The following is a 13,201-nucleotide window of genomic DNA, read 5'->3' on the forward strand; positions in this document are numbered from 1 at the left end:
GCAGTAAATTTAGACAAAACAAGCGCTAAATCATTAATCGCAATAATAGTGTCTTAAAAGCGTCACTCAATTGTTATTTACAACACATAAGCTAAATCGGTGTTCATATATTATGCAATGAGGGGAAGTGATGTATAACAATAATATGTTTAAAAAGGCAGCTCTGCTAGATGAGCAATTATTTTTAACTCTGTTTAATTGCAATTCACCGAAGTGGTTTAAAACAATGGCGTTTGGATTATCAAAAAGCGGTGATGGTGGACTTTACATACTTGTGTGTTTAGCGGTGTGGTGGCTTAGTAATAATGAGCAGCAACAATTATTACCTGTAACGATATTAGTTGGTTTTGCTTTAGAAAGGCCCATTTATTTATTGGCCAAAAATAGATTTGCCCGTATCCGTCCATGCGACTGCTTAGTAACAAATGCTTACATAGTACCAAGTGATAAATTTAGTTTGCCCTCGGGTCACAGCGCTGCAGCGTTCTTAGTTGCGATTATACTAAGTCACTTTTTCCCTGAATATATATGGCTACTACTTAGTTGGGCTGCTGGTGTGGCTATTTCTCGTGTTGTATTAGGCGTACATTTTCCTGCTGATATTATTATAGGTGCGATTATTGGCAGTGTTTGTGGCTTATTCGCATTAGCGCTTGTGGTACCTGTATGAAAATATTGTATGGAGTGCAGGGTACCGGTAATGGTCATATAACGCGGGCTAGGGTTATGGCAAGCTGCTTTAATAAACTTGGTATTGATGTTGATTATGTGTTTTCAGGGCGAGCAAATAAAGATTACTTTGATATGCACGAATTCTCAGATTATAAAGCGTATCGGGGCTTATCGTTTGATACTAAAAATGGGCAAGTCAAAAATTTAAAAACACTTAAAAACATGCGAGTTTGTAAGCTGGTGAGTGATATAAAATCGCTTGATATAAAACAGTACGATTTTGTACTTAACGACTTTGAGCCAGTCACAGCATGGGCTGCAAAACGGGCCGATATACCCGTTATCGGTATTAGTCACCAAGCCGCATTTTTGTCAGAAAACGTACCTATATTTGGTCGTGGTGTACTTAGAAAATCGCTCATCAAGCATTATGCACCAGCATCTACTTACTTAGGCGTACACTGGAAGCCATTTGCAAATAATATAATCCCGCCTTTTATTGCTCATCATAATCATGAGAATCCTGTCGCGGTACTAAATAAGGTATTGGTATATTTACCGTTTGAAAACTTAGATAGCATTGTTGATTATTTAAAAGACTTTCCCGAAAAAGAATTTTATTGTTATCACCCAAATGCCTGCAATCAGTCTTTTGGACATATACATTTGCGACCACCCTCACGTTCTGGCTTTTTAAATGACTTAGCAAACACGAGTGGCGTTATTGGTAATGCGGGGTTTGAGCTTGCCAGTGAAGCGCTTAAGTTAGGTAAGAAGTTACTATTAAAGCCTTTAGATGGGCAGTTTGAGCAAACCGCAAATGCACAAACTTTGTTTGCCATGGGCATGGCGCATGTTATGAACTATTTAAACCCGCAAGCCCTTGATGACTGGAATAGCGCCCCGCAAAATAAGCAAATAAATTACCCTAGCGATCCCGCGCCTTTAATTGATTGGTTGGTTAAACAACAGTGGAATAACACACAATCGTTACACAAAGGTTTGTGGGATAGTGTCGCTTTATAGGCATCATAATTAAGTAGCTTAGAATAACCAATAATAAAAAGTTAAATTAATGAGTCGCTTCTGAGCTATCAGCTATAATACAAATGCATATTTAAAAAAGGCGTTAGCGATGAATTTTTTACAAAACTTAACAATCAAACGACGTTTACAGTTAAACGCAGTCGTTGTTGGTTTAGCAATGGTGGTCCTTTTATGCGTAATAATTTATGAAGCGAGAACAACGTTAAGCTTAAATAAAACAATTCAGCTTGCTGAAGAGCTTAATATCCATGAATTAGAACTGCGTAAACATGAAAAAAACTTTCTTTTTTATAAACAAGAAGAAGCATTAGACTTATTTGAACAAGATTATAACCAGCTTAAAAGTAAAATTGCTAAGTTGAATGTAATTATGCAAGAGCAGGGTATCGAAACCCAAAAAATAAGTAATCTCGATAATTTGGTAAGTGCTTATAACAATGACTTTATGAGTGTTGTTGTGCTACAAAAACGCATAGGATTACACCCAAAAGATGGGCTGTATGGCGAACTAAGAAGTGCAGTACACGAGGTCGAAAGCTTGCTCAAAGAGCAAGATAATTACAAACTCTTATCTTCTATATTACAATTAAGACGGGCTGAAAAAGATTTTATGCTACGTTTTGATCTTAAGTATTTAACTCGATTTGATGAAGGGGTTGATACTTTAAAGCAGCAAATCGCTCAGGCTCAATTTGATACGGGGTATACAGCTCAATTAAATGGCTTTTTAAATTCCTACCAAACGCAATTTCAAGCATTGGTCCAGGCACAGGTTGAATTGGGCTTAGATTTAAATTCAGGTGCACTTGGAAAAATGCGTAAAAGTGTTGAACAAAGTGATGCAATCGTTGCGCAGATACTATTAAGCACTAAGCAGCAGGTAGATAAAAGCGTTGAACAGGCACAATTTTTAGCCATTCTTATTTTTGTGATTGCTGGCATTATTGTTTTAATGTTGGTTTATTTCACGAGCCGCTCGATTATTGTGCCTATAGAGCGGGTTTATCACACCATTAACGATATTCGTCGTAATAATGATTTAAGCGTGATGATAGAGCAAACAGGTAAAGACGAAATTACCACCATGACGGTCGACTTTAATAGTTTAATAGGCGATTTTAAAAACTTAATTAACGAAGTTAATGGTGCTTTAAATACGCTTAACATAGCAACAGAGCATTTATCAGAAAGTACCGCAGCAACAAGCTCCGGTATGCAAGAGCAATTACATGAAGCCGACATGGTTGCAACTGCAGCCACCGAAATGCAGGCGACGATTCAGGATATTTCACATAATACTGAAGCGGCTGCTAAAAAAGCAGAGTCAACAAACTTAAGTGCTCAACAAGGGCGCAGTGAAGTTGACTCTACCGTTAAGCACATTAGAGCCCTATCTGATTCGTTAGGGAATGCATCAAATGTAGTATCGCAACTTGAAAAAGATGGCGAAACAATTGGTTCAGTGCTTGATGTAATTCGGGGGATTGCAGATCAAACAAATTTGCTCGCACTTAATGCGGCAATAGAAGCGGCACGTGCTGGTGAGTATGGTCGTGGTTTTGCTGTTGTTGCAGATGAGGTTCGTTCATTAGCGAAGCGTACTCAAGAGTCCACGAGTGAGATTGAAGGTATTATAAGTACCTTACAGCAGCGTACTCAAGAAGTGGTGAGTATTATGCACAAATGTCGTTCTCAAGGCGATGAAAGTGCCTCGCAAGCAATTAAAGCAGGTGAGTTATTAGGCGCAATTACTGAAGATGTACAAACAATAATGGAAATGAGCTCTCAAATAGCGGTTGCTATTGACGAGCAAAGCCAAGTGGCATCAGAGGTTAATAAAAATGTAGTAAGAATTCGCGATATTGCGCAAGATGCAACTGAACATGCTGCTAAAAACGCCCAAACTAGCGAAGAAGTATCTGAGCAAGCTAGAGTGTTATTTAGCGCTATTGATAAGTTTAAAGTGTAACTAACCTGAACTCTGGATAGTAAATATCTTAACCAGGGTTTAGGTTAACTAATCTAAAAATACCCACCTAAAGTTACCAATAAGGTTTAAGGAATAAACTTTATTGGTACACTGTTTTTGTTTTGTTCGTGCTCGGCTACGCGTGCCGAATATTCATCGCTCAACGTTTGTTGCTGCGCTTGTAGTTTTTCAAAGTAACTCCAACTGAACAGTCCACTATTGTGACCATCATCGAAATCTAAACGCAGTGCATAATGCCCGACAGGTACTATGTTTTTTATACCTACAGATTGTTTATTAAGTACTAGCTTCATGGGGCCAGAGCCATGGCCTTGCACTTCAGCAGAGGGAGAGTGAACGCGTAAAAATTCACAGCTAAAGACTGCTTGGCTATCGTCGTCAAAATAAACATCTAAATTTTTACTCACGCTGTGGTAATGCACTTTTGTAACGTGTTTCATTTTATATATCCCATTAAAAAGCCCCCAATCTGGAGGCTTTTAGTATAACGTTTATATTCGTTTTATAGAATGAAGCGGCTTAAGTCTTCATCTTCAACAAGTGCGCCTAGATGTTTTTCAACGTAAGCGGCGTCAATAACAAGTGATGAACCTGCTTTTTCAGAAGCATCGTATGAAATTTCTTCCATCAATCTTTCCATCACAGTATGCAAGCGACGAGCACCGATGTTTTCGGTTTTTTCGTTAACTTGCCACGCTGCCTTAGCAATACGCTCAATAGCATCATCACTAAACTCAATCGTTACTTGCTCAGTTTTAAGGAGCTCTCGTTGTTGCTCAGTAAGCGATGCATGTGGCTCTGTCAGGATACGTTTAAAGTCATCTGCAGTTAGTGGCTCAAGTTCTACTCGAATCGGTAAGCGACCTTGTAGCTCAGGTATCATGTCTGATGGTTTAGACATTTGGAACGCACCTGAGGCAATAAACAACATATGGTCAGTTTTAACCATACCGTGTTTAGTGTTTACTGTTGAGCCTTCAATTAACGGTAGTAAGTCGCGCTGAACACCTTCTCGGCTCACATCAGGGCCTGAAGAATCACCACGTTTACAAATTTTGTCTATTTCATCAATAAACACAATACCGTTTTGCTCTACTGCAAAAATAGCTTGTTCTTTTAGCTCTTCAGGGTTTACTAATTTAGCGGCTTCTTCTTCCGTTAATAGTTTGAAGGCTTCTTTAATTTTTAACTTACGCTTAGTGCGTTTATCGCCGCCCATGTTTTGAAACATGCTTTGTAACTGGTTGGTCATATCTTCCATACCAGGAGGCGCCATAATTTCTACGTTTGATTGAGCTTGCGCTAATTCAATCTCGATCTCTTTATCATCTAGTTGGCCTTCACGTAATTTTTTACGAAATGTTTGGCGAGTAGATGAAGTATCGTCGCGTTGGCTTTCGCCATATTGATCTTTAACAGGTGGTAAAAGTGCATCTAAAATACGCTCTTCTGCTGCTTCTTCGGCGCGATGTTTAAACTTTTTAGTTTGCTGTTCGCGAGTCATTTTAATTGAAACATCAACGAGGTCACGTATGATCGTATCTACTTCTTTACCAACATAACCAACTTCAGTAAATTTAGTCGCTTCTACTTTAATGAATGGTGCGTTAGCAAGTTTTGCTAAACGACGGGCAATTTCTGTTTTACCTACACCTGTTGGACCAATCATTAATATATTTTTTGGTGTTACTTCACTGCGTAAATCTTCATTTAATTGCATACGGCGCCAGCGATTACGAAGCGCAATAGCGACCGCTTTTTTAGCTTTAGCCTGACCTATAATGTGCTGATCTAGCTCGTGAACAATTTCTCTTGGGGTCATATCAGACATGATAGTTCCTATTATAATTCTTCGATTGTTTGGAAGTTATTAGTAAATACGCAGATGTTGCCTGCAATAGTTAAGCTTTTCTCTACTATTTCACGAGCGCTTAAATCTGTATTTTCTAAAAGGGCGGTTGCCGCTGATTGCGCAAAGTTACCACCACTACCAATTGCAATTAAATCGTTTTCTGGCTGAACCACATCGCCATTACCGGTAATAATTAAAGAGGCTGTTTCGTCTGCTACAGCGAGCAGCGCTTCGAGTTTTCGAAGTGCACGGTCGCTTCGCCAATCTTTAGCCATTTCTACTGCGGCTTTAGTTAGGTTACCTTGGTGCATTTCTAATTTGCTTTCAAAACGTTCGAAAAGAGTGAAGGCATCAGCAGTACCGCCGGCAAAACCAGCGATTACTTTGCCATTATAAAGACGTCGAACTTTGCGGGCGTTGCCCTTCATTACGGTGTTACCAAGTGAAACTTGGCCATCGCCGCCAATTACAACTTTGTCGCCGCGGCGAACACTTACGATAGTAGTCATGTTATTCCTCATCATCGAGCTACAGAGGCAACTCGTAAAAAACGATTATGATGAGGTTATATGGGTGAATGGTTTATTTTCAAGTCCAGCCCCAAATTCCGCAGCCGACTATTTTTACACGTTTAAGTTTGTTTTTATCGCTTTCGGCTTGGCGTTTGGTTTTGTAAGGGCCTAAACGTACTTTATACCAAGTACCATTGCTGCCTTCAGCCTGTTTTATCTCAGAAATGAGCCCTGCAAATGCGATTTTAGCTTTTAATGATTCAGCTTGTGCATGAGTTCTGAACGAACCGCATTGCATAACATAAGGACCTTTTTGCTCAAGTTCTTTTACTTCAACTTGAATCTCGTGGTTTCTAATTTCTTTAATAAATTCCGGTGTACGTGGAATAACAACTTCTACTTTTGCGGGTGCAGTTGGGTTAGCTTGTTTTTCGACAAGTTTTGGATCGGCATTACTTTTTATAAACCATAGTGTGTAGGCAAAACCACCTACAAGTAAGATGGCTATAACGGCTAAAAGAATAGGAAATGGTTTTTTAGCGGGTGCGTTTTTTTTACTGTTTCTGCCTGCAGGCTTTTTATTAATATAATCGTGCTGTGCCATGGTGTTATTTTGGCCTTAACCTAAATCATGTCTATAGGGTCTACGTCTAAGCTCCAGCGTACTTTTTGTGCAAGTTTACTGGTACTTAAATAATCAACCATTTGCGCAAGGTACTGATGTAATATGCGACGATCTTGCGCTTGAATATGCAATTGAAAACGATACATGCCTGCGACTCTTTCAAGTGGGGCAGGGATCGGACCGAGCAATTGTATACCAGATACCCCATTCACAGGAACCAAATCCGTCAAAAAATCGACGACTAGTTTAATACTATGTCCTTGTGCACGCACAATGGCCATATTTGTAATGGGCGGTAAGTCAGCATCATCGCGCTCACTAAGAGCAAAGCGGGCAAAGTCTTGGTAACCATTATTAACTAAGTCTTGCAAAAGAGGGTGTTCTGGAAAGTGTGTTTGTAATAACACTTGACCAGGTTCTCCTGAACGTCCAGCACGCCCCGCTACTTGGGTGACTAATTGCGCTAAATGCTCTGTCGCTCTGAAGTCGCATGAGTATAAGCCGCTATCTACATCTAAAATTATAACAAGGCTCACATCTGCAAAGTGATGGCCTTTGGCAAGCATTTGTGTGCCCACTAAAATGCGTGCGCCCCCTAGGTTTATTTCATCAAGTGCTTTTTCAAGGCTACCTTTTCGGCGAGTTGAATCGCGGTCTATACGAGTAACGGGTGTATCAGGGAACTCGGTCGATAAAAACTCTTCAATTTGCTCTGTGCCTTTACCGTTAGGAAATATTTGCGTACTTCCACAGTCAGGGCATTGGTGAGGGACAGGGTACTGGTCGCCACAGTGATGACAGATCATTTGCCCAATCGCTTTATGAAATGTAGCGCTGGTACTGCATCGTTTACACTCGCTCAACCAACCGCACTCATGGCAAATAAGGGTTGGTGAGAAACCTCGGCGATTTAAAAATACCATAACCTGTTTACCGCGATTTAAGTGCTGACGCATAGTAGCAAGGCTTGCATGTGCAATACCTGCTTGGTCGGGCTGACCTTTCATATCGAGTAACTTAAACTGATTGTCAGTCGCTGTTTGCGCACGCTCCGTTAAACTTAATAGCTGGTATTTGTTATTAATTGCTTTGTGAAGTGTTTCAAGCGCGGGTGTGGCGCTGCCTAATATAAGCGGAATTTTATGCTGAAAAGCTCTGTAAGCGGCTAAATCACGAGCATGGTAACGAAGGGTATCTTGTTGTTTAAATGACGAGTCGTGTTCTTCATCAACAACAATCATACCGAGTTTTAAAAATGGTAGAAAAATACTCGAACGCGTGCCAATAACTATCGCGCAACTGCCTTTTTCGCAAAAACGCCATGTTTGTAAACGTTCGTTGTCGGTAAGTGCTGAGTGCCAAAGCATAATGGGTGTATCAGGAAAGCGGCGGCGAAAACGGTTTACGGTTTGTGGTGTTAGGCCGATTTCGGGCACGAGTACGAGGGCTTGCTCGCCACGTTTGAGTACTTCTTCTAGGCACTGTAAATACACTTCGGTTTTACCGCTGCCCGTTACGCCTTCTAATAAGAAGCTGCTAAAGCCAGTACTTTGATTTATAGCTGTGCAAGCAACCGCTTGTTCTTTATTTAGTACTGGTTTACTACCGACGGTTGGAGCAACACTTTGCCATTGGTTATCGTGCTCAATAGTTTGTGTTATGAGTTCTTTATCTATTAAGCTATCTATTGTTTTTTTACTAAAGCCCAGTGCTTTTAACTCAGTTAATGATGACTTACCTGATTGCGATAACTGCTTTAATAGGTTGAGCTGTGTTTTAGCTTTTAACGACGGTACTTTTGCACCTTTTTCTGTCAGGGCAACCATATTAATACTGGTTTTATCAGGCGATTCACCTTGGCGAAGTGCACCAGGTAGCGCTATATGAATAGTTTCGCCTAATGGGTAGCAATAATAGCGGGCAGTAAAGCTAAGGAGTTCTAAATGCTGGGCACTTAAAATAGGGGCGTCGTCTATTACCTCTATAATATTTTTAATTTTATTTAAAGGGACGTCGGTACTGCTTTTAATACCCAAAACAACCGCTACTTTTTTTTGATTACCAAAAGGTACCAAAACCCGCATGCCAGGTAGTAAAGGAGTTGATAAGCCACTGAGCTGTTCTTCTATTTTATAATCAAAGGTGCGTGGAAGCGGGACTTTAATAGCAACTTCAACAAAACTCATAACAACTCAACCCGTAAAATTAATGCTGTAATGTACTAAAAATAACGCTAAAAACCTACTAGCAATAGCGCTTGAGACAGAGATTGTTCACTTTTTTGGCAAAAATATAAATAAATACTTGTGTGGGGGGAGGTTGTTGGATAAAATCCGCCACCAACAAATTTGTTTTAACGACGTATGGTGCCAAACTCCGGGTTTGGAGAGCGATGCGGCCTTAACTAGAGGTTCCTATGAAAGAAGGTATTCACCCTAAGTACGAAGTAATTTCTGCAACATGTTCATGTGGAAATAAATTCGAAACTAGCTCAACTCTTTGTAAAGACATTCACTTAGACGTATGTTCTGCGTGTCACCCGTTTTACACTGGTAAGCAAAAAGTTTTAGACACTGGCGGACGTGTTGATCGCTTCAACAAGCGCTTCGGTGCACTTGCCAGCAAGAAGTAATTATTGCTGTTTAGTTAAAAAAAGCACCTTAGGGTGCTTTTTTTGTGCCTAAAATTTGTTATTTATTATCTTATACCAACCTGCATAAATCTTTGAGCAATTTAACGAATTAAATTGCACTATAACGTCGTTAAAAAATTTTTATTTAGAACAACTAGATACAAAAATTTTAGCCTAGTTCTAGCGTAATTTTCTTAACGTTAAATAGACCCCATATATAAGCAGATTGGTATTATTTCGTTGATTTTAACGATCCCCTCCTTTTGCATAACTATTTCCTATTCTTATTCTGAGTATGCATAATCCTTTACAGACAAATCGATAGATATTCTCTATATTTTAAATAGTACAATTTTTAACTAGGTTGATAAAAGTAGCTAACGTGGGCTTATCTGTTTTTAAAGTAGGGTAGTAGGCTGTTATTCTAAGTTTATGCTGATACTTTAAGTATACATTTTATAAGATTTTGATAGGCATAAAAGCACCTTAAAACTTACTTTTTAGGTGAATTTTTATTTATTAAATGTTGATATAATCCTGCAAAGTTACTGAAAAACCTCTTAAAATTATAGGATATAGCATATAACAGGATAGACCTGATATTGCTTGGAATTTAAAAATAATAAGGGTATCGTACCCCAAGACTCCATCTCTCACTTTAACTTAAATTGCAGGATACAATCGCGTTATGTCTGACTTTCGTGAACAAGCACTACATTACCACTCACATCCCGTACCAGGTAAAATTAGCATTGAGCTTACAAAACCAGCTGAAACGGCTCATGATCTTGCACTTGCGTATAGCCCAGGTGTTGCCGAACCTGTACGTGAAATAGCTGCAGATCCTGCAAATGCTTATAAATATACTGGTAAAGGTAACATGGTTGCGGTTATTACTAATGGTACTGCAATTCTAGGCCTTGGTAATTTAGGTCCTTTAGCGTCTAAGCCCGTAATGGAAGGTAAAGCGTTATTGTTTAAACGTTTTGCAGGGCTTGATTCTATCGATATTGAAGTTAAGCACAAAACAACAGAAGACTTTATTAATACGGTTGCCAATATTGCCGACACATTCGGTGGTATTAACCTTGAAGATATTAAAGCACCAGAGTGTTTTGAAATAGAAAAAGCATTAATAGAGCGTTGTAGTATTCCTGTTTTTCATGATGATCAACACGGTACTGCCATTGTAACGGCTGCTGGTATGTTAAATGCGCTAGAAGTACAAGGTAAGTCAATTGAAGATGCAATTATTGTATGTTTAGGTGCAGGCGCTGCCGCTGTTGCGTGTATGGAGCTGTTAATTAAGTGTGGTGCACTGCGTGAACACATTTATATGCTTGACCGCAAAGGTGTTATTCATACCCGCCGCGATGACTTAAATGAATATAAACAGCTTTTTGCTAACAATACCGATAAGCGTACATTGCAAGATGTAATTGCAGATGCGGATGTATTTGTGGGTGTTTCTGGCCCTAACTTATTAGCGGCTGAAGATTTAAAGCTAATGGCTGCAAAACCAGTTGTGTTTGCATGTTCAAATCCAGATCCTGAGATTGATCCTGCACTTGCGCACGGCGCACGCAACGATTTAATCATGGCAACAGGACGCTCTGATTACCCTAACCAAGTTAATAATGTTTTATGTTTCCCGTTTATTTTCCGTGGTGCACTTGATGTACGTGCAAGCGCTATTAACGATGAAATGAAAATTGCTGCAGTAGATGCTATTCGAAGTATTGCCAAAGAGCCAGTACCTGCAGAAGTTTTAAAAGCCGCTGGTGTAGATAAACTAGAATTTGGTGCGCAGTATATTATTCCAAAACCAATGGATCCACGTTTACTGCCGCGTATAGCAAGAGCTGTTGCACTTGCTGCTATTGAGTCAGGTGTTGCACAAATTGAGCTACCTGAAAACTATATGCAGTAAATCTATACAGTAGAGCTATGCAATAAAATTTAGACATAAAAAAACCTCAGTAATTACTGAGGTTTTTTTGTCTTTGTAATATTTATTCTTCGTTTAAAACGGGTACTTCTAGACCCATTTCTTGCATTATTTTTTTAACTTCTTCTGGCACTTTTTCGGCGTTATCTTTACGTAAGTCATCGTCATTTGGTAAAGGTTGGCCAGTAAAAGCATGCAAAAATGCCTCACATAGCAATTCACTATTTGTAGCATGGCGAAGGTTATTGATTTGACGACGTGTACGTTCGTCAGTTAATACCTTTAATACATTTAGCGGGATCGAAACGGTGATCTTTTTAACTTGCTCTGATTTTTTACCGTGTTCTGCGTATGGGTGAATATACTCACCATTCCATTTAGCCATAAGATGTATCGTTGCCTCAGATTATTAATTTCTCACACGGTATAAAAAGCGTGTAAATATGCGTGAAATTCTATCGATTTAAAAAAGATAGTCAAATAATAGATACCGATCTATCTTAATAAGCCTATTGTAGGTGTAAAGATAAGCACACTTTTGTGAGCTAAAATGTGTTATTCGCAGAGGCCCCTTCTACTTTTAGCCATCTAGAGCTTTAAAATACTTTGACTTATCAAAACGGATAACTTACTCTTTTAGACGTCTAAACATCCAAATTAATCAGGTGACGAATATGAGCGAAAAAAACAAAGCGACCATTGCTGTACGTAACGGCGTTGATGCTGATAAACATCATGGTGCGGTGGTACCGCCAATTTATTTATCGACTACTTATTCGTTTGCCGACTTTGATACTAAGCGTGAGTATGATTATGGTCGTAGCGGTAATCCTAATCGTGATATTTTAGCTGAGACGCTTGCTAAGCTTGAAGGTGGCGCTCGTGGCATAATTACAGCTACAGGCATGGCTGCCGTGCATTTAGCTACTCAGCTACTTAATAGTGACGATACGTTAGTAATTCCACATGATTGTTATGGTGGCAGCTATCGTTTATTTACATCTTTACAAAAACGCGGACTACTAAAGCTCGAAATATTAGATTTAACAAAAGAAGAAAGCCTTCAACAAATTTTAGTAATTAAACCAAAGCTTATTTGGATAGAAACCCCAAGTAACCCAGTACTTCGTTTAACAGATATTAAAGCGGTTACCGATGTGGCTAAGCAATGCGGTGCATTGGTGGCTGCAGATAACACGTTTTTGTCGCCTGCCTTACAAAACCCTATTAAGTTTGGTGTAGATATTGTGGTGCATTCAACCACTAAATACATTAACGGACACTCAGATGTAGTAGGCGGCGCTGTTATTGCAGCAACACAAAAGTTAGGCGATGAGCTTGCTTGGTGGGCTAATAACATTGGTATTACGGGTGCGCCTTTTGATAGCTATTTAACGCTTCGTGGTTTACGTACTTTAAATGTGCGCCTAAGGCAGCATCAAGAAAATGCACTGGCAATAGCTAAGTACCTTGAAAGCTCTGAATATGTAAGCCAAGTTTACTACCCAGGTCTTGAGTCACATCCTCAACATGAGCTGGCTAAAGCACAGCAACTTGGTTTTGGTGGCATGGTTAGTTTTGATATTAAAGGCGATATAAATGACGCTGCAGCATTTTTAACTAGCCTTAAAACGTTTAGTTTAGCTGAGTCACTAGGTGGCGTAGAGAGCTTAATTTGTCACCCTGCAACTATGACGCACGCAGGTATGGAGGCAACAGCACGTTTAGAGGCGGGTGTGGGCGATACGCTTATTCGTATTTCGGTAGGTATTGAAGATATACACGATTTAGTCGCTGATTTTGAACGAGTGTTTGAACTTGTAAAACCAGGGCAAAATAAAAATGTTGGCCGTGTAGGCAAAGGAGCAGGCACTCCTGGTGGTAACGTTAAATTAAGTGCAGCCCGTCCGGCGCTTTGGTGAT

At 39.6% G+C, this 13,201-nt stretch carries 12 protein-coding genes; 6 read left to right on the top strand and 6 right to left on the bottom strand.

Annotated features, from left to right (window positions below; genetic code table 11):
• The first annotated feature begins 130 nt into the window (after positions 1 to 130).
• From GQR38_RS10580 to GQR38_RS10590, 3 genes are all read left to right on the top strand, one after another.
• Positions 131 to 670, top strand: coding sequence for a phosphatase PAP2 family protein (locus tag GQR38_RS10580; protein WP_024594428.1), 540 nt, complete (start codon positions 131 to 133; stop codon positions 668 to 670).
• The gene (locus tag GQR38_RS10585; RefSeq protein WP_165721231.1) at positions 667 to 1,698 is read left to right on the top strand and encodes an MJ1255/VC2487 family glycosyltransferase; all 1,032 of its coding nucleotides are present in this window, start codon (positions 667 to 669) and stop codon (positions 1,696 to 1,698) included. The genes GQR38_RS10580 and GQR38_RS10585 overlap by 4 nt, the downstream gene beginning before the upstream one ends.
• Positions 1,699 to 1,807: 109 nt before the next feature.
• Positions 1,808 to 3,688, top strand: a complete 1,881-nt coding sequence (locus GQR38_RS10590; RefSeq protein WP_007582034.1) for a methyl-accepting chemotaxis protein — start codon at positions 1,808 to 1,810, stop codon at positions 3,686 to 3,688.
• Between the two features lie 86 nt (positions 3,689 to 3,774).
• Here the strand turns inward: GQR38_RS10590 and GQR38_RS10595 are convergent, their stop codons facing one another.
• The 5 genes from GQR38_RS10595 to priA all read right to left on the bottom strand — a co-directional run bounded on the left by GQR38_RS10595 (position 3,775) and on the right by priA (position 8,884).
• Entirely contained in the window at positions 3,775 to 4,149 is a 375-nt protein-coding gene (locus GQR38_RS10595) for a gamma-butyrobetaine hydroxylase-like domain-containing protein (RefSeq protein ID WP_010553804.1), read from the bottom strand.
• A gap of 62 nt (positions 4,150 to 4,211) precedes the next feature.
• Positions 4,212 to 5,540 carry an HslU--HslV peptidase ATPase subunit gene (gene hslU / locus GQR38_RS10600; protein ID WP_007582032.1) on the bottom strand — a complete coding sequence of 443 codons (1,329 nt, stop codon included), beginning with the start codon at positions 5,538 to 5,540 and terminating at the stop codon, positions 4,212 to 4,214.
• An 11-nt stretch (positions 5,541 to 5,551) separates the two neighbouring features.
• On the bottom strand, positions 5,552 to 6,070 hold the full coding sequence (hslV, locus tag GQR38_RS10605) for an ATP-dependent protease subunit HslV (RefSeq protein ID WP_002958366.1): 519 nt from the start codon (positions 6,068 to 6,070) through the stop codon (positions 5,552 to 5,554).
• A gap of 79 nt (positions 6,071 to 6,149) precedes the next feature.
• Positions 6,150 to 6,677 carry an SPOR domain-containing protein gene (locus GQR38_RS10610; protein WP_007582031.1) on the bottom strand — a complete coding sequence of 176 codons (528 nt, stop codon included), beginning with the start codon at positions 6,675 to 6,677 and terminating at the stop codon, positions 6,150 to 6,152.
• Positions 6,678 to 6,697: 20 nt separating this feature from the next.
• On the bottom strand, positions 6,698 to 8,884 hold the full coding sequence (gene priA / locus GQR38_RS10615) for a primosomal protein N' (RefSeq protein WP_024594431.1): 2,187 nt from the start codon (positions 8,882 to 8,884) through the stop codon (positions 6,698 to 6,700).
• Positions 8,885 to 9,114: 230 nt separating this feature from the next.
• On the opposite strand from priA, the gene rpmE reads away from it, so the two are divergent.
• Positions 9,115 to 9,330: a 50S ribosomal protein L31 gene (rpmE, locus tag GQR38_RS10620; protein WP_007582029.1), complete on the top strand. Its 216-nt coding sequence runs from the start codon at positions 9,115 to 9,117 to the stop codon at positions 9,328 to 9,330.
• A gap of 688 nt (positions 9,331 to 10,018) precedes the next feature.
• Complete coding sequence (locus GQR38_RS10625; RefSeq protein WP_007582028.1) at positions 10,019 to 11,260, top strand: malic enzyme-like NAD(P)-binding protein; 1,242 nt, start codon at positions 10,019 to 10,021, stop codon at positions 11,258 to 11,260.
• Between the two features lie 82 nt (positions 11,261 to 11,342).
• Here the strand turns inward: GQR38_RS10625 and metJ are convergent, their stop codons facing one another.
• A complete protein-coding gene (gene metJ, locus GQR38_RS10630; RefSeq protein ID WP_007586263.1) occupies positions 11,343 to 11,663 on the bottom strand; it encodes a met regulon transcriptional regulator MetJ in 321 nt (106 codons plus the stop codon).
• 289 nt (positions 11,664 to 11,952) lie between these two features.
• Between metJ and metB the strand changes: the two genes are divergently transcribed.
• The gene (metB, locus tag GQR38_RS10635) at positions 11,953 to 13,200 is read left to right on the top strand and encodes a cystathionine gamma-synthase (protein ID WP_165721230.1); all 1,248 of its coding nucleotides are present in this window, start codon (positions 11,953 to 11,955) and stop codon (positions 13,198 to 13,200) included.
• Position 13,201: the final 1 nt, after the last annotated feature.

The sequence above is a fragment of the Pseudoalteromonas sp. c7(2019) genome, assembly GCF_011378625.1.
In the GTDB taxonomy this organism is placed as follows: Bacteria; Pseudomonadota; Gammaproteobacteria; order Enterobacterales; family Alteromonadaceae; genus Pseudoalteromonas; species Pseudoalteromonas arctica.